Raw genomic sequence first — 21,992 nt, 5'->3', positions numbered from 1 at the left:
CATGCCAAAACGACCAGATATTCAGAAAATCCTTGTAATCGGATCCGGCCCGATCGTCATCGGACAGGCGGCAGAATTTGACTATGCTGGTACCCAGGCGTGTCTAGCGTTGAAAGAAGAAGGATACGAGGTCATCCTCGTCAACTCGAACCCGGCGACGATCATGACCGATCCGACGACGGCAGATCGCGTCTACATCGAACCGCTCGAACCGGAGTTTGTCGAGCGTATCATCCGGCAAGAACGTCCCGACGCGCTGCTTGCGACGCTCGGTGGACAGACGGGGCTCAACTTGGCGATGGAACTTGACCGCCGCGGCGTGCTTGAAGATTGCGGTGTCGAACTGCTCGGTACGAAATTGTCGGCCATCGAACAAGCCGAGGACCGTGAACAGTTCCGCGATTTGATGTATAAACTTGGACATGGTGTGCCTGAAAGTGAGATCGTCCAGACGCTCGAGTCGGCTTGGGGATTCGCCGACCGGATCGGTTACCCGATCATCATCCGCCCGGCGTACACACTCGGAGGAACCGGTGGTGGGATCGCCCATGACCGGAATGAATTCGAACAGTTCGTCGAATCAGGACTGAAAGCGAGCCCGGTGACGCAAGTATTGCTCGAGAAGTCGATCGCCGGCATGAAAGAAGTCGAATACGAGGTCATGCGTGACTCGAGCGACCAAGCGATCATCGTCTGTGCGATGGAAAACTTTGATCCGGTCGGGGTCCATACGGGCGACTCGATCGTCTTCGCCCCGACGCAGACATTGTCAGACCGCGATTACCAGATGCTCCGCAGCGTCTCGCTCGACATCATCCGCGCCCTCGGCATCGAAGGCGGTTGTAACATCCAGTTCGCCCTCGACCCGGACAGCTTCACGTATTACGTTATCGAGGTCAACCCGCGTGTCTCACGCAGCTCGGCGCTCGCTTCGAAAGCGACAGGCTATCCGATCGCAAAGCTCGCTGCCAAAGTAGCGGTCGGCTATAAGTTATCGGAATTGAAAAACCCGGTGACGGAAACGAGTTACGCCTCGTTCGAACCGGCGCTCGACTACGTCGTCGCCAAAATCCCGCGCTTCGCGTTCGATAAGTTCGAGACCGCCGACCGCCGTCTCGGCACGCAAATGAAAGCGACCGGGGAAGTGATGGCGATCGGCCGTAATTTAGAAGAAGCGCTCTTGAAGGCCGTCCGCTCGCTCGAGCTCGGGACGGAAGACTTGGCCATGCCACGGCTCGCGGAACTGAGTGCGAATGAACTCGATCGCGAGCTGACGACGCCGACCGATGAGCGATTGTGGATGCTCTACGAGGCGCTCCGCCGCGGCTATTCGACGGAACAGCTGCATGAGCTGACAAAGATCGATCGCTTCTTTTTAGCGAAACTCGATCGAATTTGGCAACAAGAAGAGACGCTCCGGCGTGAGCCGCTCTCGAAAGAGCGCCTCGCCGAAACGAAACGACTCGGCTTCAGCGACAAGATGATCGCCCGGATCGTGAACGAGAGCGTGGAGACGGTCACGTCGCTCCGGAACGACTGGGGCATCCGGCCGGTGTATAAGATGGTCGATACGTGTGCCGCCGAATTCGCCTCGGAGACACCGTACTTCTACGGGACGTATGAAGTCGAGAACGAAGCGGTGAAAACGGACAAGCCGTCCATTCTCGTCCTCGGCTCCGGCCCGATCCGCATCGGCCAAGGTGTCGAGTTCGACTACGCGACCGTCCACTCGATTCAGACGATCCGTGACGCAGGGTATGAAGCAATCATCATCAACAACAACCCGGAGACGGTGTCGACCGATTTCTCGATCTCGGACCGACTCTATTTCGAACCGCTCACGACCGAAGACGTGCTCGAGGTCATCGAGAACGAACAACCGCTCGGCGTCATCGTCCAGTTCGGTGGCCAGACGGCCATCAATTTGGCGGCTTCACTTGAAGCGGAAGGGGTACAAATTTTAGGGACATCGCTTGAAGACATCGACCGTGCCGAAGACCGGAAAGCGTTCGAAGCGACGCTCTCGGCCGAACAGCTTGCTCAACCGCCAGGCAAGACGGCGGTCACGGTCGAAGAAGCCGTCGCCTGTGCCGAACTGCTCGGCTATCCGGTGCTCGTCCGCCCGTCTTATGTCCTCGGCGGCCGAGCGATGGAAATCGTCTATGAGCGCTCGGAGCTCGAACGGTACATGCGTCACGCCGTCGTCGCCTCGAAAGACCGCCCCGTCCTCATCGATCGCTACTTGACGGGAATCGAGATCGAAGTCGATGCCATCTGTGACGGGACGGACGTCTACATCCCGGGCATCATGGAACATATCGAGCGGGCCGGGGTCCATTCGGGCGATTCGATCGCGGTCTATCCGCCGCAACGGTTGAGCGCAGAGTTGAAACAAAAAGTCGTCGACTATACGATCAAACTCGCCAAGGCGTTCCGAATCAAAGGGTTGCTCAACATCCAGTTCGTCTACGCTGACGATCTATACGTCATCGAAGTTAACCCGCGGGCGAGCCGGACCGTCCCGTTCATCTCGAAAGTGACGGGCCTTCCGGTCGCACGCATCGCCACGCAAACGATTCTCGGGACGAGTCTTAAACAACTCGGTCTCGGGACCGGCCTGCATCCGGAAGCGGACGCGATTTCGGTCAAAGTGCCGGTGTTCAGTTTCGCGAAATTAAAAGAAGTCGACCCTTCACTCGGACCAGAGATGAAATCGACCGGTGAAGTCATGGCGACAGACCGGACGCTCGAAAAAGCGCTGTATAAAGGACTCGTCGCTGCCGGGATGACGATCGCCTTGAAAGGCAACGTCCTGTTGACCGTCGCCGATCAAGACAAGGAGGAAGCGCTCGACATCGCGCGTCGCTTCAACCGACTCGGGTTCCGCTTGATGGCCACGTCCGGGACGGCACTTGCGCTCTCGGCAGATGGATTGCCGGTCCATCCGGTCGGTAAAATCAATGAGGCCGGAGAGACGATGCTGAGCGTCATCGAACGGGGTGAAGTCGACATCGTCTTGAACACGACGACGCGTGACGCCCTCGCGACGAAAGACGGCTTTATCATTCGTCGGGCCGCAGCCGAGCAAGGGGTACTCTGTCTGACATCGCTCGACACGGTCACGGCGCTGCTCCAAGTCATCGAGAGCCTGTCGTTCCAAACGACGAGCCTGCCGGCGTTCACGACTTTCGGGGTGACCGTATGAGACAGTTCGCAACGGTGCTCTCAAATCATCCGATCGCAAAAGGGGCGATGGAGATGAAAGTGTCGGTCGACACGAACGAGATTGCGCCCGGAACGTTCTTTCACGTGAAAACGTCAGAGCTGCTCCGGCGCCCGCTCTCGGTCGCGAATGTCGAAGGGAACGTCGTGACGTTCTTGTATAAAGTCATCGGGGCGGGGACGACAGACCTCGCCGCGCGTCGCGCCGGAGACAAGCTGGACGTGCTCGGACCGCTCGGCAACGGCTTTCCGCTCCAACAAGCCGGAAAACGTGTCGTCCTCGTCGGTGGGGGCATCGGGGTGCCGCCACTGTATTATACGCGGCGCATGCTCGCCGCCCGCGAAATCGAGACGGTGGCGATTCTCGGGTTTGATACGAAAGCGAGCATCTTTTATGAAGACGCGTTCTGCGAGCTCGGAGAGACGATCATCACGACGGTCGACGGAACGTATGGGGAAAAAGGGTTTGTGACGGGGCCCCTCGCGCAGGTTGATGCCGATGTGTTGTTCAGCTGCGGTCCAGAACCGATGTTGAAGGCGGTCGCCGCATCGCACATCGAAGAGCGGTATATCTCGATCGAGAACCGGATGGGGTGTGGTATCGGGGCTTGTTTCGCCTGTGTGTGCCAAGCTCCAGACGGCTACGTCAAAGTATGCAGTGACGGACCGGTATTTCGTGCGGAAGAGGTGACGCTATGAGACTACACGTTGACTTGCCAGGTTTACGATTGAAAAACCCGATCATGCCGGCGTCAGGCTGTTTCGGATTCGGGGAAGAGTTCGCGAAACTCTATGATTTATCTATCCTTGGCGGCATCATGATCAAGGCGGCGACGGGTGAGGCACGGTTCGGTAACGGCACGCCCCGGGTCGCCGAGACGGCGCAAGGGATGCTCAACGCCATCGGCTTGCAAAATCCGGGCGTCGAGTCGATCATCGACTCGAAATTACCGTTCTTGTCGACGTTTGATACCGAGATTATCGCCAACGTCGCCGGGTCGACGCCTGAAGAATACGTCCGTGTCGCGCGTCTGCTGAGCGCGGACCCGACCATCAAAGCACTCGAACTGAACATCTCGTGCCCGAACGTGAAGTGTGGCGGGATGCAGTTCGGGACCGACCCGGTCATGGCGGCCGAACTGACCCGCCTCGTCAAAGCGGCGTCATCCAAACCGGTGTACGTCAAGCTGTCACCGAACGTCACGTCGATCACTGACATGGCGAAGGCGGTCGAAGCGGCCGGGGCCGACGGGATCACGATGATCAACACGCTCGTCGGGATGCGGATCGACGTCGCGACCGGGCAACCGATTTTAGCCAATCGAATCGGTGGCTTGTCCGGCCCGGCCGTTAAACCGGTCGCCATCCGCATGGTGTATGAAGTCGCCCAAGCCGTCGATATCCCGATCATCGGAATGGGCGGCGTGCGGACGGTCGACGATGTGTTGGAGTTTATTTACGCTGGCGCCTCGGCCGTCGCGGTCGGAACGGCCAATTTTGAGAATCCGTACGTCTGTCAGGAAATCATCGAAGCGTTACCTGACCGGCTTGACGAGCTCGGCATCGATCACATTTTAGACATCAGGGGGAAAGCTTATGAACAGACTGTATCTCGCGCTTGACGTCGAAACGGGCGCGGACGCGTTTCGTTTATTGGAACGAATCGAACAGAAGCCGGCCGTCAAAGTCGGGATGGAGCTGTTCTACCGTGAAGGCGGACAATTTGTCGAACGGCTCGTCGGCGAAGGGTACCCGGTCTTTTTGGACGTCAAAGTCCACGACATCCCCGAAACGGCGCGGCGGACGCTCCGCCAAATCGGTCGCCTCGGTGTCGAACTGACGAACGTCCACACACTTGGCGGCGAGACAATGATGCGCTACGCGTTAGACGGGTTACGCGACGTGACCGACACGACGAAGTTGATTGGTGTCACCCAGTTAACGTCGACCGATGAACGAATGCTCGCGGATGAGTTGCACATCAGCGGGGGGCTCGAACAGGCCGTCCTTAGGCAGGCGGCGATGGCACACCGCGCCGGACTCGACGGTGTCGTTGCTTCGGTGCATGAATCCCGCGCGATTCATCAAGCGCTCGGTTCTTCGTTTTTGACCGTGACGCCGGGCATCCGGATGAGTGAGACGGCGGACGACCAAGTGCGCGTCGCCACGCCTCAGGCAGCCCGTGACGCCGGCGTATCCGCCATCGTCGTCGGCCGACCGATCACCCGCTCCGTTGATCCGAACGCCGCTTATACACATTACCTAGAGGAATGGAGTCGAACGTATGAAACAAATCGCTGAAGCATTGTTAAAAATTGAGGCCGTGACGCTGTCGCCGGATAACCCATACACATGGTCGAGCGGACTGAAGAGTCCGATTTATTGTGACAACCGCTTGACGCTTAGCTATCCCGAGGTTCGTAACTTGATCGTCGACGCGCTCGTCGAAGAGATTCGATTGCTCGACGTCGATGTCATCGCGGGGACGGCGACAGCAGGGATTCCGCATGCGACGCTTGTCGCCGATCGTCTCGGTTTACCGCTCGTCTACGTCCGGTCGAGCGCGAAAGGGCACGGCAAAGGGAATCAAATCGAGGGCCGGTTCGAACCGGGGGCTCGTGTCGTCGTGATCGAGGATTTGTTGTCGACCGGGGAGTCGAGCATCAAGGCCGCTCGGGCGGTCGAGAAAGCGGGCGGAGAAGTCGTGAAGATTCAAGCGATCTTCTCATACAGCCTGAGCCGTCTCGCCATCAATCTGTTGGAGTCCGGTTTCAGCGCCCACGCGCTGACGACCCTATCGGATTTGCTCGACGTCGCCGTCAAGAAGCGGATCATCAGTAAAGAAGAAGCTGCTTCATTGCATGACTGGCGAACTGATCCGACAGGTTGGAACGAACGCGTCACATCATGATCCACCCTTCTAAGAATCCACCTTCGGGCGGATTCTTTTTCTATGCGCACCATGGGATACTGAACGTGTTAGAATAGGGAAAGCAGATGAAGAAGGAGATAGATATGGCGTACTCTAGAATGAAAGGGAAGTCGTGGAAAGCCCGCTTTCAAGACATCCCGAAGCATCGTAAAATCACGTTCGGTCTCGTTTTCCTCGCCCTCCCCGTCCTCTTTTTTGTGAACTTATTCGTATTTAGCGACGTGTTGGCACTCGGGGACAAATACGAGGACCGCTACCAAATGAAGAAGCTTCGGCTTGAGACGGCACACGGCAATGTCGAGTTCGTCCGCAGCACGAATGAAAAAGTGCAAATCGAGGTGCTGCAGACGAACTCGAAGGAACGGACAGTAAAAGTGAAGGCGGTCGGGGATACGATTTCGGTCGTCGAACGGTTCGGCCGCTTCAGCCAGTTCGGCAGCCGACCGAGCGAGTCTCCGTCACGCTATAAAATACGCGTCGCCCTGCCGAGCTCGATGACATCGATTGATGTGACGGCCGAACAAGTGACGGGACAAGGTTTGATCGCGAAGTCGATCGTCTTGGATGCGAATGCGGTCAACTTGACGAAAGTCGAGTCGGACCGACTCCGCGTCGAGACGCGGAGTGATGTGACGCTTGAGACGGTCCGGGTCGTGCAAGCGGATATCCGTTCTTACCGCGAGGCGTCCGTGCGCGACATCGTCGTCAATCAGGCGTTGACCGTTCAAACCGAGGCCGGGGCGCTCACGTTCGAGCCGCGACATGCGACCGGGCAAGTGAACGTTAATACGGGTGGCAGTGTGACCGCGGCCGACCGTTATAACGAAATTGGCGGCGGTGTGTATCAGCTGTCAAACTCGAATCGACCGACGATCCATTTGATTGCTGAGACAGGGAAGGTTGAATTGAAATGATAGATAAGCGATACATCCCGAAAGTCGGACTCCGGACGTTGAAGACGGGCATCGCCGTCGCGATCACGATCGCATTGTCGTGGTATGTGTTCGGAATTTATTCGGGCATGGGCGCCATCGCCGCGGTCGTCGCGATGCAACCGACCGTCAAACGTTCCTCGAAAATCGTGTTCAGCCGTATTTTCGGGACGATGGTTGGACTGATGTGCGGCTTGCTCATCGTCTATGCGTTCGGCGTGAACCCGATCTCGATCGGTCTCGCCGTCATCGTCGCCTTGACGCTGAACACGACGTTCGACAAGACGCACATGTCGACGTACGCGGCGTTCGCCATCGTGCTCATGCTCGAGAACCCGACGACCGACTTCTTTCACTACGCGTGGACGCGTTCACTGTTGACCGCGGTCGGCGTCTTCGTCTCGCTCGGCGTGAACTATGCGTTCTTGCCGCCACGTTACGAAGACCGGCTCCTCGGCGAGATTCGCAAGACGTCGGCGTATATGTTCCATCATTGGCGTGAACTCGTCGGGTCACCGGGTGAGCTGCTCGAGACACGGGCCCGGATTCTCGGGCATCAAGAACTTCATATGATGCTCCAAGAAGATATGAAAGTGACGAACGTGAAGCTGAAGCATTTGACGATCAAGCAGTATCGGCTGTTGATCCATCTCGAGGACAAGCTCGTGCTCTTGCTTGAGAGCCTAGCGGAACATCGCGAGGCGCTCTTATTGATGGACGAGGAAGAGCGGAAGGCGTTCGAGTCCGAGTTTTTATACTTACTCGCGCATCACCACGACATCTTGTACACGTGTGACAAGCCGTATTCGCTGTTCACGTTGCCCCATGAAGATTTATCCGTATCTGAAATTTTACACGGGCACTTGCTCGACTACCATGAACAGCTTGAGTTGTTCAAACATGACCCGAAATAAACGAAGGCCCCGTCAAGCGACGGGGCCTTCGTTTATGATTGCCTGATAAAGAGCTCGTCCTTTCGGCGCCACGGACGAGCGACCACTCAACGTTATCTCTTGGCGGAAGATGAGAGATGCCACGCTCGATGATGCCCGAGCGGCACCCGAACTCCTAGGGGAGAGCGATGCAAGGATGACCCCGTAAAGTGCGGGACGCACTGCGGAGGCATCCGCATCGCCCCAGGAACGGAGGGTGCCGGCGGAGGGGATAGGAAGCATCGATTTATACGACATCCACAATCAAGGCCACGTCGCATGACGTGGCCTGAACTCATTGCTGGAGTGATTTGACGAGCCGCTCATCCGGCGTGACGTACACCGTCTGCTGATCCGTATAGATGACGAACCCGGGCTTGGCGCCGCTCGGTTTTTTCACGTAGCGTGCTTTCGTGTAGTCGACGGGAACACCGCTCGAGGCACGGGCTTTCGAGAAGTAGGCCGCGACCGTCGCCGCTTCGAGGAGCGTCGTCTCATCCGGGTCGGTCGAGCGGATGATGACGTGTGAGCCTGGGATATCTTTCACGTGGAGCCAAATCTCATCACGACGCGCGAACTTGAACGTCAAGTGGTCGTTTTGCGTATTGTTCTTGCCAACATAAAACTCGGTACCGGTCGATGACGTATAGCCTTCGAGCGCGACTTTTGCCGTTTGTTTTTTCTTCTGGCGCTTTTGGCGGATATAACCGCCCTCGGCCAGTTCTTCGCGAATCTCGATGATATCACGAGGGGAGGCGACATCGAGTTGGGCGACGAGCGTCTCTAAATAACTGATTTCGGCCTCGTTCAACTCGATTTGCTTTTGTACCTCGACTTTGGCGACTTTTAGTTTGTTGTACTTCTTATAGTAACGTTGCGCGTTCTCATTCGGTGTTTTGAGCGGGTCGAGCGGGATGTCGATCATGGCGCCGTCTTCATCGTAGTAGTCGACGACGTGGGCGACTTTCATCCCTTTCTCGAGTTGGAACAAGTAGGTCGTCAAGAGCTCGCCATATTTTTGGAGCTCATCGGACCGTTCTGTCGCTTTCAAATCTTCAAGCAGACGCTTTCGTTTCAACTGGTTGCGCTCGAGCTCAGACTTGAGCAGACGCTCGACGTCATGGGCCTGCTGCTTGACGCGGTCCCGGTTCGCTTTCTCGTAGAAAAAGCGATCGAGCACTTCCTTGCTCGTGTCGTACGTCTCTTCAGACGTGACGTCCCCGAACGTCAGGCGAAGCGGGGCGAATCGTTCTTTGCCAGAGGCGAGCTGTTGAAACACGTACGGCCCCGTGAGGTCATCGATTACGCTCTTGAACGCCGTCTCGATGCTCGCTCGGTTCGGTACGTTGGCCCGGTGCACGATCTCTTGGGCGACTTGAGGGCTGAGCCCGGAAAAGTGAGCGACGAGCTGTTTATCGAGCTTGCCTGCGTTCCAGTCGATTCGTTTCAATCCGTCCTCCCGCCCAGTGAGCGGATCGGCTTTGTCTTGCGCGGGTGGCAACAAATAGTCGCTTCCCGGCATGATCGTCCGATACGTGTTTTGTGACGGGGGCAAGTGCTTGATCGCATCCAAGATTTTACCGTCCTCATTGGTCAAGATGACGTTCGAGTGACGTCCCATCAATTCGATATATACTTTCTTGTTCTCTTCGTCGCCGAGTTCGTTGCGCGAGCGAATCGAGAAGACGATGACCCGGTCCCGTCCGATTTGCTCGACGGCCGTAATGAAGCCGCCCTCGATATGTTTCCGGAGCATCATACAAAACATCGGAGGCTCTTGCGGGTTTTTAATCGAGGTATCCGTCAGTTGAAGCCGCGCGTACATCGCGTTCGCCGAAACGAGCAACTGCACGCTCTGCCGGTTCGACCGCACTTGAATCATCAAGTCGAGCGCGTACGGTTGGTGGACGCGATTGATTCGTCCGCCGACGAGCGCCTGTAATTCTGTCACGACACGATATGTCATTAATCCATCATATGCCACTAGTCTCATCACCTTTGTTCTTTTTCTGTCTCTACGTTATCAGATTACCGGAAAATATGGTACGATGAAGTAGGAAATCCGAACTTCTTCTTGCCGTAACAATCGATTGACTGCTATTATTATGAAATGTGATGTTAGAAGATGGAGGGCAATGCATTGAATTTTAAAGAACGAGGATTATTAATCGTCTTGTCCGGTCCAAGTGGTGTCGGCAAAGGCACGGTCTGCCGTGTGCTCCGCGAGGAAGAGGATAACAACCTTCAGTATTCGGTGTCGGCGACGACGCGGAAACCACGCGAAGGAGAAGTCGAGGGAGTGCATTACTTCTTTAAGACGAGAGAACAGTTTGAAGACATGATCGAGCACGACCAGCTGCTCGAACACGCCGAGTTCGTCGGGAACTACTACGGGACGCCGGTCGAATGGGTACGCGAGACGCTCGAGGGCGGTAAGGACGTCATTTTAGAGATTGAAGTCCAAGGTGCTTTCCAAGTGAAAGAACGTTTCCCGGAAGCCGTCTTTTTATTCTTGGCCCCGCCAAGCCTGCAAGAACTTCGTAACCGTCTCGTCGGCCGAGGTACAGAATCTGAAGAAGTCATCAAGCAACGTTTGCTCGTCGCTCGTGAAGAAATTGAATTGATGGACGCATACGATTACGTCGTGACCAATGATGAAGTCGAGAAAGCGATCGATCGTATTAAAGCGATCGTGACGGCCGAGCATTGCAAACGTGAACGTGTCGCATCTCTCTATAAAAAAGCCATGATGGAGGTCATTTAATGTTATACCCTTCGATTGATGCCTTACAACGTACAATCCCGTCGAAGTATACGATCGTAACGGTCGCCGCGAAGCGGGCCCGCCAAATCCAGGACGGAAAAGCTCCGAAAATCACCGCGCCAAAATCGTATAAGCCGGTCGGACAAGCGCTAGAAGAACTGTTTTCGGGTGACACGACAATCATCGTGAACGAAAAAAACAACGGATGAATGGTGACCCAAGTCGTTTGCGACTTGGGTCTCATTGTCTATAAAGGGGAGAATTGTGAATGGTGAACGATCGGAACATCTTGCTTTGCGTGAGTGGTGGCATCGCCGCCTATAAGGCGTGTGCACTCACATCGAAACTCGTTCAAGCGGGTGCGAACGTCCGCGTGGCGATGACGCAGTCAGCTGAACAGTTCGTCGGGAAAGCGACGTTTCAAGCGCTCAGTCGCAATCCGGTGTATACGGACGTGTTCGAAGAGCACGATCCGACGAAAATCGCGCATATCGACGTCGTCGACACGAGTGATTTGATCGTCGTCGCCCCGGCGACGGCGAACATGATCGCCAAGCTCGCCAATGGGATCGCCGACGACTTCATCACGACCTCGATCTTAGCGGCAACATGTCCGGTCATCGTCTCACCGGCGATGAACGTCAATATGCTCGACCATCCGGCGACACGACGTAACATCGAGACGTTGAAATCATACGGTTACCAAATCATCGAGCCGGGTGTCGGCAACCTCGCCTGCGGTTGGATCGGCGGGGGACGTTTACCGGAACCGGAAGACTTGTTGCGCATTATCGAGAGCCAGTTCGTCCCGAAACATCTGCTCGGAAAACGGGTGCTCGTGACAGCGGGGCCAACGGTCGAACGCATCGACCCGGTCCGCTTCCTGTCGAACGATTCGTCAGGAAAGATGGGCGTCGCCCTCGCCGAGGCGGCCCGAGATATGGGGGCGGACGTCACACTCGTGCACGGTCCGTTGCAAATCCCGGTCCCGGCCGGCGTGAGGGCCATCCCCGTTGAATCGAGTGCAGATATGCTCGAGACAGTGCTCGGCCATTTCGACACACAACACCTCGTCATCAAATCGGCGGCAGTCGCCGACTACCGCCCGAAAACGGTCCACGCCGAGAAACATAAAAAAGTGCACGGACCGTTGACGATCGAACTCGAGGAGACGACCGATATTTTGAAGACGCTCGGGATGAAGAAGACGCACCAAGTGGTCGTCGGCTTCGCCGCCGAGACGGAGCAGTTAGAGACGCATGCCCGGGACAAACTCGAGAAAAAACGCGTCGACTACCTCGTGGCGAATCACGTGGCGACGCCGGGCATCGGGTTCGGGGCAGAGGAGAATGAGGTCACACTGTTTCGTGCGGACGGATCCACGCTCCGTCTACCGCGACAATCGAAACAGAAGTTGGCGCACGAGTTGCTGCTTCAATTTAAGGATGCGATCCAATGATTGCCCATGTCCACGTCGATGCGCCGGTCATCACGATCGACCGCCCGTTCGACTATGAGGTACCGGTCCAGTTCGAATCGCTCATCGAGCCAGGAATGCGCGTCTCGGTCCCGTTCGGTTCTCGGCGTCTGCTCGGCATCGTGACGGGTGTGTCCGCCGGAACGAGAGAAGGGTTGAAACCGCTCGAGGCGCTGTTGGACGAGACGTCTTCGTTGACCGAGGAGCTGCTCGACTTGTCGACGCACGTGAAAGAGACGACGCTATGTTTTCGATCGTCGGCTCTCCTCGCGATGCTCCCGGCCGCGTTGAAAGTGAGTTACGATAAAGAAATCAGCGGCACGGCTCTGCCGGAAGGTGTCCGTGCCGGCACACATTTATCGGAATATCCGAAAGACGTCCAATCCGTCATTTTAGAACGTGCGAAAAAAGGCGAGTTGACGTTGTCGCCCGTCCTCAAAGAGAAACGGACGGTCAAAACGGACCTCGTCATCGAGCTCGTCGACGCGGCGGTCGTCCCGGCCCGTGCGAAGAAACAGCTTGAAGCGATTCGATTGTTAGAAGAGGTCCCGCGCATGTACTGGTCTTCGCTCCGTCAAATCGGGCTGTCCCGTTCGCAACTGCAAAAGCTTGAGTCGCTCGGCGCCGTCCGTGTGACCGAAGTCGAATTAAATCGCGATCCGTACGCATTGATTGAACAAGTGTCCGAGACGGTCGAGTTGAACGACAGTCAAACGGTCGCCGTCAAAGCGATTCGCGAAGCGGAAGCGGGGGAGACGCTATTGTTGCACGGTGTGACCGGCAGCGGAAAGACGGAAGTGTACCTCGAAGCGATCGGACGTGTCGTCGACGAAGGGCGACAAGCGATTTTGCTCGTCCCGGAAATCAGTTTGACTCCGATGATGGTGAAACGGTTCAAACGACGGTTCGGTGACCGGGTCGCCGTTCTGCACAGCGCCCTTTCACAAGGCGAAAAGTATGATGAATGGCGGAAAATCAAACGCCGTGAAGTCGATGTCGTCGTCGGCGCGCGTTCGGCCGTGTTCGCACCGCTCGAACGAATCGGCCTCATCATTCTCGACGAAGAGCATGAGACGACGTATAAACAAGAAGAAAACCCACGCTATCACGCCCGAGACGTCGCGATTTGGCGAGCCCGCTACCACGGTTGTCCGGTCGTGCTCGGCAGCGCCACCCCATCGCTCGAGACGTATGCCCGCGCCCAGCGAGGCGTGTACCGTTATTTACATTTGAAAGAACGATACGGCGGAGAGATGCCGCCGGTCCATATCATTGATATGCGGCGCGAGCTCGCCCGCGGGAACACGACGATGTTCTCGGAAGATTTATTTGTAGCGATCAATGACCGCATCGCGAAAAAAGAACAGTGCGTCATCTTGCTCAATCGCCGTGGCTTCACGACGTTCGTCATGTGCCGGGATTGCGGCGAGGGACTCACCTGTCCCCACTGTGCGGTCAACTTGACGTATCATCAGCACGGCGACCGTCTGAAGTGCCATTATTGTGGCTATGAGATGGGCATGCCGTCGAAATGTCCAACGTGTGACAGCAAGAAAATCAAACAGTTCGGCACCGGCACACAAAAGATCGAGACCGAGCTGTTGAACCGGATCCCGGACGCCCGAATCATTCGGATGGACCAAGATACGACGTCACGGAAAGGGTCGCACGAGCAGCTACTCAAACGGTTCGAGGACGGGGAAGCCGATATTTTGCTCGGAACGCAAATGATTGCCAAAGGGCTCGACTTCCCGAACGTCACGCTCGTCGGGGTGCTCGCGGCCGACGCCACGCTCGGCATGCCGGATTTTCGGGCGACCGAGCGCACGTTCCAACTCGTGACCCAAGTCGCCGGTCGCGCCGGACGAGGCAAATTGCCGGGCGAGGCGTACGTCCAGACGTACAACCCGGACCATTACGTCATCGAGACGGCGAGCCATCACGACTTCGAATCGTTTTACGAACAAGAGATGAAGCTGCGGCAAGTCGGGAGCCATCCGCCGTACTGGTACATGACGCTCATCACGGTTGCGGCTGAAAATCCGCTCGTCGCCCAAACCGAGGCGGAGCAGTTCGCCGAAGACTTTATGAACGCTCACGTCGAACAGTCGCGGTTGAACGGGCCGATGCCCGCCCCGTTGTCCAAACTTAAAAACATGTACCGCTATCAACTGTTCATCAAGACGAAACAACCCGAGGCGCTTTATCCGGTGCTCGCCATGCTTCAACAAGCGCGGGCGAAAGCGATCAGCAAGAAAGAATATCAACTGAGTATCGATGTTAACCCATACGTATTCATGTGAGGTGGAATGAAATGTATAAAGTAGTAGAAGTACCAAACGAGATTTTACGTGTCGTTTGTGAACCGGTGACGAAATTCGATAAGAAGTTGCGCCAGACGGTCGACCGGCTGTTCGATACGATGTATGAGTATGACGGAGTCGGCGTTGCGGCCCCGCAAGTGAACTTGAATCAACGGCTCGCCGTCGTTCACACCGATGATGAGACGGGACCGCTCGTCTTGATCAATCCAGAGATCGTCGAGACGTCTGGAAAAGAAGTCGGACTTGAAGGTTGTCTGAGCATTCCTGGTGAATTCGGGTTTGTCGAGCGCCACGAGACGATCGTCGTCAAGACGCAAGACATGAAAGGACGCGAGCAACACGTGAAGGCGAGCGGCTTTTTCGCCCGCGCGATTCAACATGAGATCGATCATTTGGACGGCGTGTTGTTCACCGATAAATTGGCCGTCCCGCGGAAAGGGACCGACCAACGTATCGTCTTCATGGGCACGCCGACGTTCGCCGTTTCCGTACTTGAGCGCTTGCTCGAAGAAGGATACAATGTCGTAGGTGTCGTCTCACAACCGGACAAACCGGTCGGACGTAAACGAGAGTTGAAGCCGACGCCGGTGAAAGAATGTGCGCTCCGCCACGGCATCCCGGTGTTGCAGCCAGAGAAAGTCCGCACCGATTATGCGGACATTTTAGCGCTCGAACCGGACTTGATCGTGACGGCGGCGTACGGGCAAATCGTCCCGACCGAGCTGTTAGAGGCCCCGACCCATGGCGCCATTAACGTCCACGCCTCACTGCTCCCGAAATATCGGGGCGGGGCGCCGATCCATCAAGCGATCCTTGATGGAGAGAAAGAGACAGGCGTGACAATCATGTATATGGTGGATAAGCTCGATGCAGGTGACATGATCGCGAACACGATCGTACCGATCGAACAGACGGATACGGTCGGGACGCTGTTTGAGAAGCTCGCGGTCGCCGGATCGGACTTATTGATTCAAACGTTGCCGGCTTTCCTCGAAGGTTGGATTGAAGCGGTACCGCAAGACGAGCGTGACGTCACGTTCGCCCCGAACATCAGCCGGGATCGGGAACAGTTAGACTGGTCTCAACCGGGCGAAGCGATCTTCAACCACATTCGAGGCATGAATCCGTTCCCGACGGCCTACACATTGATTGCAGGCGAACGGGTGAAAGTGTTTTCGAGTGAGAAGACGACCGGGACAGGTGAACCCGGAACGATCGTCCGGTTAGAAGACGACGGTTTCGTCGTCGCGACGGGCGATGCGGTCGCGATCAAAGTGGTCGAGCTTCAACCGGCCGGTAAAAAACGGATGGACGGTTCCACGTTCATGCGCGGCGCAGGACAGAAGTTACAAGTCGGCGACCGATTAGGAGGATAAATCATGAATGTCAGACACGCAGCGCTAGAGACGCTGATTAAAATTGAACAAGGTGGGGCTTACTCGACGATCGCGGTCAACGAGTTGCTGAACCAAAAGAAATTGGCGACGAAAGATGTCGGCTTATATACCGAGCTCGTCTATGGGACGCTCGGGCGAAAACGGACGCTCGACTACATTTTAGAGAAGCGAATCCACAACCCGAGAAAGCTCGACCGTTTCGTCTTGCCGCTTCTCCGGATGAGCGTGTATCAACTGTTTTATCTCGACAAAGTGCCGGACCGGGCCGTATTGCACGAAGCAGTTGAGATCGCGAAACGAATGGGGCATTCCGGCACAGGGAAATTTGTGAACGGTGTGCTGCGCAACGTCATCCGTGACGGGTTCCCTGATTTGAGTGGACTGCCTGACGCCGAGCGCATCGCCGTCGAGCATAGCCATCCCGACTGGCTCGTCGCGGACTGGATTGAGACGTACGGTGTCGAAGCGACGGAAGCGATGTGTAAACTAAACAACGAACCGGCTCCGGTGACAGTTCGGGTCAACCGAAAACGTGCCAGCGTCGCAGAGATGATCGAACGCCTCGCTGACGTCGGTGTTGTCGCGATACCGTCAGTCTTGTCGGCAGACGGGCTCGTCATCGAGTCAGGAAACGTCCATCAGACGTCATTCATCGACATCGGACTGTTGTCGATCCAAGACGAGAGTTCGATGATCGTCGCCGACGCGCTCGATGCCGAGGCGTCGTCACACGTGCTCGATGCATGCGCGGCACCAGGCGGGAAAGCGATGCATACGGCCGAACGGATGGACGGCGGGACGCTCGTCGCCCTCGACTTGCATCCGCATAAAGCGAAATTGATCGAACGTCAAGCGAAGCGTCTACACATCGATGGAGTGACCGCACTGGCCCTCGATGCACGCGGCGCCGGTGACAAGTTCGAGCCGGAAAGCTTTGATCGCATCTTGCTTGACGTCCCTTGTTCAGGTCTTGGCGTCATTCGCCGGAAGCCGGACATCAAATGGACGAAAGAGAAAGCCGCGCTAGCCGGATTGCCGAAAGTGCAACGTGAAATTATTGATGCCGTCTTGCCTCTCTTAAAACGAGGTGGTACGCTAGTGTACTCGACATGTACGATCGACCCGTCTGAAAATGAAGAGCAGGCCGACTACATTTTGTCGAACGGATTGACGTGGGATGAGACACTCCGTGATCGTCTTCCAGAAGTATTACGGCCGATGGTGTCATCGGACCGCGCTGAACTCAAATTACTCCCGACGACGTTTGGGACGGACGGCTTCTATATTGCCGCCTTCAAGAAAGAGGTATAAACCATGAATCCAAAAGCAGTTGAAAAAAATCCATTGGTCGGCGCTAAGCCGTCGCTCTACTCATTGACGTACACGGAACTCGAACAATGGCTCGTGGAAGCAGGAGAAAAACCGTTCCGGGCGAAACAGTTATACGACTGGATGTACGTCAAACGTGTGACTTCGTTCGAAGATATGACGAACTTATCAAAACCGCTCCGCGAGAAACTCGATGCGGCGTTCCAGTTGACGACGCTAAAAGAACTCGTTCGTCAAGAGTCAAAAGACGGCACGATCAAGTTCTTGTTCGAACTCCAAGACGGCTATTCGATCGAGACGGTGCTCATGCGCCATGAATACGGTAACTCGGTCTGTGTCACGACACAAGTCGGCTGCCGTATCGGTTGCACGTTCTGTGCCTCGACGTTAGGCGGGTTGAAACGTAACCTAGAAGCGGGTGAAATCACGGCCCAAGTGCTTGATGTGCAACGTGCGCTCGATGCGAGCGGCGAGCGGGTCGACTCGGTCGTCGTCATGGGAATCGGGGAACCGTTTGACAACTATGACGAATTGATGCGTTTCCTCCGTACGATCAACCACGACGATGGGTTGAACATCGGATCACGTCACATCACCGTCTCGACGAGCGGTATCGTTCCGAAAATCTACAAGTTCGCGGATGAAGGGATGCGCATCAACTTCGCCATCTCCCTTCACGCTCCGACGACAGAGATTCGGACGCGTCTCATGCCGATCAACCGTGCTTACAACTTGGATAAATTGATGGAAGCCGTCAATTATTATACGGAGAAGAGCGGTCGTCGCATCACGTTTGAATACGGTCTGTTCGGTGGCGTCAACGATACGGAAGAACACGCGCATCAGCTTGCCGACTTGTTGAAAGGCGTCAAATGCCACGTCAACTTGATCCCGGTCAACCACGTGCTCGAGCGCGACTACGTCCGGACGCCGCGCAGCCAGATTTTTGCCTTTGAAAAAGTGCTCAAAAACCGAAAAGTGAACGTGACGATTCGTCGCGAGCAAGGTTCGGACATCGATGCGGCTTGTGGGCAGCTTCGAGCGAAGGAGCGCGAACAAGAAACGAGGTAATGGGAGAGATGGAATTAGCCTATCGTACCGATCGTGGGCAGGTGAGGGCGCAAAATGAGGATGCCGTCTTGATTTTAGGGGACGAGCATGCCGGCATCGCCCTCGTCGCCGACGGGATGGGCGGGCATGAAGCCGGAGAAGTCGCGAGTCAGCTCGTCATCGAGCAGTTTCGTCGCGCTTTTCCGACGCTTCCGGCCACGCCGATGGAGATGGAACAATGGTTCCGCGACAATGTGGAACTGGCGAATGAACAAGTGCTCGCGTTTTCGAAACAGTCGAACCTTCTCATGATGGGGACGACGATCGCAGGCGTCTGTTGGCACGACGAGACGATCGTCATCGTCCACGTCGGTGACAGTCGCGTCTATGCGCTTCGTAACGGAGCGTTGTCACAGTTGACCGAGGACCATTCCTACGTCAACGTGTTGAAACAGCTCGGTGAGTTGACCGAGGAAGAGATGCGCGTTCACCCGAAACGAAATATCATCACGCGTGCCATCGGATCGAATGAACACGTCGAACCTGATTTGCAAGTGTTGGCCGAACCTGAGTTTGACACGATCTTGATCTGTACGGACGGGTTGACGACTCATTTGACGGACGAGGACATTTTGCGCGTGCTCGAACGTCCGCTTTCTGCTGACGTCAAAGCGGATCAATTGATCGATCAAGCGAATCGATTGGGTGGGAGCGACAACATCACTGTCGCCATCGTCCAGTTTACAGATAGAAAGAGAGGATGAATCCGATGCGAAGCGGAGAACGAATCAACGATCGTTATCGGATCGAACAGCAAATCGGCAGCGGCGGCATGGCAAATGTCTATCGGGCTCACGATGAGATTTTAAACCGAACCGTCGCCATCAAAGTGTTACGATCTGAATTCTCACATAACGAACAGTTCATCAGACGGTTCGAACGAGAAGCCCATGCGGCAACCAGCCTGAATCATCCGAATATCGTCGCCATCTATGACGTCGGAGAAGAAGAAGATTTGTATTACATCGTCATGGAACATGTCGATGGGATGACGTTAAAACAATATTTGCAGGAAGAATACATATCTGTCGAAGAGGCGTTACGCATCATGGGACAGATTTGTGATGCGATTGACCACGCCCACGCGAATCGGATCATCCATCGGGATATCAAACCGCAAAATATGATGATTGACCAGAACGGGAACGTGAAAGTGACCGATTTTGGCATCGCCGTCGCCATGTCGAACGCGACGCTCACCCATACGATGTCGGTGCTCGGTTCTGTCCATTACTTCTCGCCAGAGCAAGCGCGCGGGAAGTTCGCTGATGAAAAATCAGACATCTATTCGCTCGGGGCGGTTCTATACGAGCTCATCACCGGGCGGGTCCCGTTCATCGGAGAGACACCGGTCGCCGTCGCCTTGCAACATTTACAAGACGACCCGATCCGACCGATGGATTTGAACCCAAAAATCCCACAAGCGCTCGAGAACTGTATCATGCAGGCGCTCTCGAAATCACCGGCGGCACGACATGCGTCGGTCGCGGCGTTCAAAAAAGATTGTCTGACGTCGCTTGACCCGGAACGGGCGAATGAGCCGAAGCGGGTGAACGCCGAACAAGATGCGTTCGATCAAACACTCGTCATGGCACCGGTCGTCCCGGACGAGCCGAAAGTCGTCGCCGAGCAACCGGTCAAACCGGTCGAACCAAAAGCTGAACCACCGAAGCAGAAAAAGCGGAAGTGGTGGTTGTGGTTGCTCCTCGCGCTCTTGCTCATCGGCGGGGGGATCGGCGCTTACGTCGTCGCTGATGAAATGTCGCGCGCTGTCGTGCCGGACGTTGTCGGCATGACAGTCGGTGACGCGACGACGGAACTTGAATCGTCCGGTTTTGTCGTCGACGTGACCGAACGGGCGAGTGATAACATCGAGGCCGGGAACGTCATCTCTCAAAACCCGCCATCCGGGCGTAAGCCGAAACGAGGCACGACGGTCACGCTCGTCGTCTCGGCCGGTAAAGAGACGGTTCAAATGCCGGACGTCGAAGGATTGTCGCAATCAGCGGCGGAACGGACGTTGAAAGATTTAGATTTCACGGATATCGACATCCAAAAAGAAGCGTCTGAGACGGTCGACAGCGGGGACGTCATCTCGCAGTCGCTCGCGCCAGGCGAAGAAGTCATTCCGTCCGAAGTGACGGTCACGCTCGTCGTGTCGACGGGTAGCAATAAGATTGAGCTCGCCAACTTGGCCGGGTATACGTTCGAGGAAGCGACGACTTACGCGGAACAGAACAACTTGAAGATCGTCAAGCGAGACGAATATTCGACGAGTGTGCCGGCAAATCAAATCATTCGGCAACTCCCGACGGCCGGTACGGCCGTTGACCCGGGCACCGAGCTGACGGTCATCGTCTCACTCGGGGTCGAGCCGACCGATGCGTCGATCGAACGTGAAGTGAGCGTCGAGATCGAGCCGCCGGCAGAAGGGGAGACGGCTGAATCCGTCGAGGTCGTCATTCGTACGGTCGATGCACGTGGTGAGATCGAGGTGCTCCGTGATAAAATAACGGAGACGACGACATACTCGTACACACTCGTCATCGCCCCAGGCGAAGTCGGAACAGCGACGATCGAAGTTGACGGCGAAGTCGTCCGGACCGATTCGGTGACCTACGCACAAGCTAAAGATTCACAATAAAGAGGTGGCGTGCGCGTCGCCTCTTTTTCTAAGGAGGAAACAGGATGAAAGGAACAATCATTCGCCTGCAGGGCGGGTTTTACGATGTTATGACCGAGGCGAAGCAAGAGATTCGTTGCCGTGCCCGTGGAAACTTTCGAAATCGTAACATCTCACCTGTCGTCGGGGACGACGTCGACATACAAGACCAAGGGGACGGCACCGGTTATATATTGGCCGTCGATGAACGGTCGAACCATCTCGTCCGTCCGCCGATCGCGAATATCGACCAAGCGTTTCTGTTGTTCTCAGTGAAGGAACCTGCATTTTCGTTCCATTTGCTCGATCGGTTCCTCGTCTTGATCGAATCCAAGCAAGTCCATCCGATCATCGTCTTGACGAAGATGGACCTGCTCAAAGAAGAAGAGCGTCCCGCCATTACCGCGGCCGCTGCGTTATACCGCTCAATCGGTTACGAGGTCATCGAGACGTCGACCGAGGACGGCGCGGGGATTGAAGCGATCCGTGCCTTGTTCCAAGATAAGACGAGCGTGTTCGCCGGCCAGACAGGGGTCGGCAAAAGTTCACTCCTGAATGCCGTCGCGCCAGAGCTTGAACTTGCCACCGGGAAAATCTCGAAATCGCTCGGTCGCGGAAAGCATACGACCCGCCATGTGACGCTCATTCAACTGGGGGGCGGACTCGTCGCCGATACGCCAGGATTCTCAAGTCTCGAGTTCCCGCAAGAACTTGAAGTCGAAGAGATGCGTTGGTGTTTCCCTGAGTTCGTCGAGCGCCATGATGATTGTAAATTCCGGGGTTGTGCCCATTTGAACGAGCCGGGTTGCGCCGTCAAGGCGGCGGTCGAGACTGGAGAAATCGCTTCCACCCGTTATGAGAATTATGTTACGTTTATGGCAGAGTTAAACGATAGACAACGGAGGTACTAA

At 55.9% G+C, this 21,992-nt stretch carries 18 protein-coding genes and 1 pseudogene; 18 read left to right on the top strand and 1 reads right to left on the bottom strand.

Going from position 1 to position 21,992, the window contains the following annotated elements; all coding sequences use genetic code 11:
• Position 1: 1 nt before the first annotated feature.
• The 7 genes from carB (at position 2) to P398_RS0111940 (ending at position 8,000) form a co-directional block, all read left to right on the top strand.
• The gene (gene carB / locus P398_RS0111970; protein ID WP_029335437.1) at positions 2–3,205 is read left to right on the top strand and encodes a carbamoyl-phosphate synthase large subunit; all 3,204 of its coding nucleotides are present in this window, start codon (positions 2–4) and stop codon (positions 3,203–3,205) included.
• A complete protein-coding gene (locus tag P398_RS0111965) occupies positions 3,202–3,921 on the top strand; it encodes a dihydroorotate dehydrogenase electron transfer subunit (RefSeq protein WP_029335435.1) in 720 nt (239 codons plus the stop codon). Before carB ends, P398_RS0111965 begins: the two co-directional genes overlap by 4 nt.
• Positions 3,918–4,844, top strand: a complete 927-nt coding sequence (locus tag P398_RS0111960; RefSeq protein WP_029335433.1) for a dihydroorotate dehydrogenase — start codon at positions 3,918–3,920, stop codon at positions 4,842–4,844. Before P398_RS0111965 ends, P398_RS0111960 begins: the two co-directional genes overlap by 4 nt.
• The gene (gene pyrF, locus P398_RS0111955) at positions 4,819–5,523 is read left to right on the top strand and encodes an orotidine-5'-phosphate decarboxylase (protein WP_029335432.1); all 705 of its coding nucleotides are present in this window, start codon (positions 4,819–4,821) and stop codon (positions 5,521–5,523) included. The genes P398_RS0111960 and pyrF overlap by 26 nt, the downstream gene beginning before the upstream one ends.
• Positions 5,507–6,133 carry an orotate phosphoribosyltransferase gene (pyrE, locus tag P398_RS0111950; RefSeq protein WP_029335431.1) on the top strand — a complete coding sequence of 209 codons (627 nt, stop codon included), beginning with the start codon at positions 5,507–5,509 and terminating at the stop codon, positions 6,131–6,133. Before pyrF ends, pyrE begins: the two co-directional genes overlap by 17 nt.
• 104 nt (positions 6,134–6,237) lie before the next feature.
• Positions 6,238–7,068, top strand: a complete 831-nt coding sequence (locus P398_RS0111945; protein WP_024370050.1) for a DUF4097 family beta strand repeat-containing protein — start codon at positions 6,238–6,240, stop codon at positions 7,066–7,068.
• Positions 7,065–8,000, top strand: coding sequence for an FUSC family protein (locus P398_RS0111940; RefSeq protein WP_024370051.1), 936 nt, complete (start codon positions 7,065–7,067; stop codon positions 7,998–8,000). Before P398_RS0111945 ends, P398_RS0111940 begins: the two co-directional genes overlap by 4 nt.
• A 313-nt stretch (positions 8,001–8,313) precedes the next feature.
• Here P398_RS0111940 and P398_RS0111935 read toward each other — a convergent pair whose 3' ends face one another.
• Positions 8,314–10,002: an Rqc2 family fibronectin-binding protein gene (locus P398_RS0111935; RefSeq protein ID WP_024370052.1), complete on the bottom strand. Its 1,689-nt coding sequence runs from the start codon at positions 10,000–10,002 to the stop codon at positions 8,314–8,316.
• Positions 10,003–10,158: 156 nt separating this feature from the next.
• Here P398_RS0111935 and gmk point away from each other — a divergent pair, with 156 nt between their 5' ends.
• From gmk to rsgA, 11 genes and pseudogenes are all read left to right on the top strand, one after another.
• Positions 10,159–10,782, top strand: a complete 624-nt coding sequence (gene gmk / locus P398_RS0111930; protein WP_024370053.1) for a guanylate kinase — start codon at positions 10,159–10,161, stop codon at positions 10,780–10,782.
• Positions 10,782–10,991 carry a DNA-directed RNA polymerase subunit omega gene (gene rpoZ, locus P398_RS0111925; RefSeq protein ID WP_024370054.1) on the top strand — a complete coding sequence of 70 codons (210 nt, stop codon included), beginning with the start codon at positions 10,782–10,784 and terminating at the stop codon, positions 10,989–10,991. Before gmk ends, rpoZ begins: the two co-directional genes overlap by 1 nt.
• A 59-nt stretch (positions 10,992–11,050) precedes the next feature.
• A complete protein-coding gene (gene coaBC / locus P398_RS0111920; protein ID WP_029335428.1) occupies positions 11,051–12,241 on the top strand; it encodes a bifunctional phosphopantothenoylcysteine decarboxylase/phosphopantothenate--cysteine ligase CoaBC in 1,191 nt (396 codons plus the stop codon).
• On the top strand, positions 12,238–14,562 hold the full coding sequence (gene priA / locus P398_RS0111915) for a primosomal protein N' (protein WP_029335427.1): 2,325 nt from the start codon (positions 12,238–12,240) through the stop codon (positions 14,560–14,562). The genes coaBC and priA overlap by 4 nt, the downstream gene beginning before the upstream one ends.
• Positions 14,563–14,573: 11 nt before the next feature.
• Positions 14,574–14,999 (top strand): annotated as a pseudogene (gene def / locus P398_RS17155) (peptide deformylase); the annotation flags it as partial.
• 45 nt (positions 15,000–15,044) lie between these two features.
• Complete coding sequence (fmt, locus tag P398_RS0111905) at positions 15,045–15,959, top strand: methionyl-tRNA formyltransferase (RefSeq protein ID WP_029336071.1); 915 nt, start codon at positions 15,045–15,047, stop codon at positions 15,957–15,959.
• A 3-nt stretch (positions 15,960–15,962) separates the two neighbouring features.
• On the top strand, positions 15,963–17,291 hold the full coding sequence (gene rsmB, locus P398_RS0111900; protein ID WP_024370057.1) for a 16S rRNA (cytosine(967)-C(5))-methyltransferase RsmB: 1,329 nt from the start codon (positions 15,963–15,965) through the stop codon (positions 17,289–17,291).
• Between the two features lie 3 nt (positions 17,292–17,294).
• On the top strand, positions 17,295–18,380 hold the full coding sequence (gene rlmN, locus P398_RS0111895; RefSeq protein WP_029335426.1) for a 23S rRNA (adenine(2503)-C(2))-methyltransferase RlmN: 1,086 nt from the start codon (positions 17,295–17,297) through the stop codon (positions 18,378–18,380).
• 8 nt (positions 18,381–18,388) lie between these two features.
• Complete coding sequence (locus P398_RS0111890) at positions 18,389–19,123, top strand: Stp1/IreP family PP2C-type Ser/Thr phosphatase (RefSeq protein WP_024370059.1); 735 nt, start codon at positions 18,389–18,391, stop codon at positions 19,121–19,123.
• Positions 19,124–19,128: 5 nt separating this feature from the next.
• Positions 19,129–21,063 (top strand): Stk1 family PASTA domain-containing Ser/Thr kinase, encoded by a 1,935-nt coding sequence (pknB, locus tag P398_RS0111885; protein WP_029335424.1) that lies wholly within the window; start codon positions 19,129–19,131, stop codon positions 21,061–21,063.
• Between the two features lie 44 nt (positions 21,064–21,107).
• A complete protein-coding gene (gene rsgA, locus P398_RS0111880) occupies positions 21,108–21,992 on the top strand; it encodes a ribosome small subunit-dependent GTPase A (protein WP_029335422.1) in 885 nt (294 codons plus the stop codon).

Source organism: Exiguobacterium aurantiacum DSM 6208 (assembly GCF_000702585.1).
In the GTDB taxonomy this organism is placed as follows: domain Bacteria; phylum Bacillota; class Bacilli; order Exiguobacteriales; family Exiguobacteriaceae; genus Exiguobacterium; species Exiguobacterium aurantiacum.
This window is presented reverse-complemented; position numbering and strand designations above follow the sequence as displayed.

Bases quoted from the DNA above. Each gene is read 5' to 3' on its own strand.
- carB (WP_029335437.1), top strand. From the start codon at position 2: ATGCCAAAACGACCAGATATTCAGAAAATCCTTGTAATCGGATCCGGC.
- P398_RS0111965 (WP_029335435.1), top strand. From the start codon at position 3,202: ATGAGACAGTTCGCAACGGTGCTCTCAAATCATCCGATCGCAAAAGGG.
- P398_RS0111960 (WP_029335433.1), top strand. From the start codon at position 3,918: ATGAGACTACACGTTGACTTGCCAGGTTTACGATTGAAAAACCCGATC.
- pyrF (WP_029335432.1), top strand. From the start codon at position 4,819: ATGAACAGACTGTATCTCGCGCTTGACGTCGAAACGGGCGCGGACGCG.
- pyrE (WP_029335431.1), top strand. From the start codon at position 5,507: ATGAAACAAATCGCTGAAGCATTGTTAAAAATTGAGGCCGTGACGCTG.
- P398_RS0111945 (WP_024370050.1), top strand. From the start codon at position 6,238: ATGGCGTACTCTAGAATGAAAGGGAAGTCGTGGAAAGCCCGCTTTCAA.
- P398_RS0111940 (WP_024370051.1), top strand. From the start codon at position 7,065: ATGATAGATAAGCGATACATCCCGAAAGTCGGACTCCGGACGTTGAAG.
- rpoZ (WP_024370054.1), top strand. From the start codon at position 10,782: ATGTTATACCCTTCGATTGATGCCTTACAACGTACAATCCCGTCGAAG.
- coaBC (WP_029335428.1), top strand. From the start codon at position 11,051: ATGGTGAACGATCGGAACATCTTGCTTTGCGTGAGTGGTGGCATCGCC.
- priA (WP_029335427.1), top strand. From the start codon at position 12,238: ATGATTGCCCATGTCCACGTCGATGCGCCGGTCATCACGATCGACCGC.
- fmt (WP_029336071.1), top strand. From the start codon at position 15,045: ATGGGCACGCCGACGTTCGCCGTTTCCGTACTTGAGCGCTTGCTCGAA.
- rsmB (WP_024370057.1), top strand. From the start codon at position 15,963: ATGAATGTCAGACACGCAGCGCTAGAGACGCTGATTAAAATTGAACAA.
- rlmN (WP_029335426.1), top strand. From the start codon at position 17,295: ATGAATCCAAAAGCAGTTGAAAAAAATCCATTGGTCGGCGCTAAGCCG.
- P398_RS0111890 (WP_024370059.1), top strand. From the start codon at position 18,389: ATGGAATTAGCCTATCGTACCGATCGTGGGCAGGTGAGGGCGCAAAAT.
- pknB (WP_029335424.1), top strand. From the start codon at position 19,129: ATGCGAAGCGGAGAACGAATCAACGATCGTTATCGGATCGAACAGCAA.
- rsgA (WP_029335422.1), top strand. From the start codon at position 21,108: ATGAAAGGAACAATCATTCGCCTGCAGGGCGGGTTTTACGATGTTATG.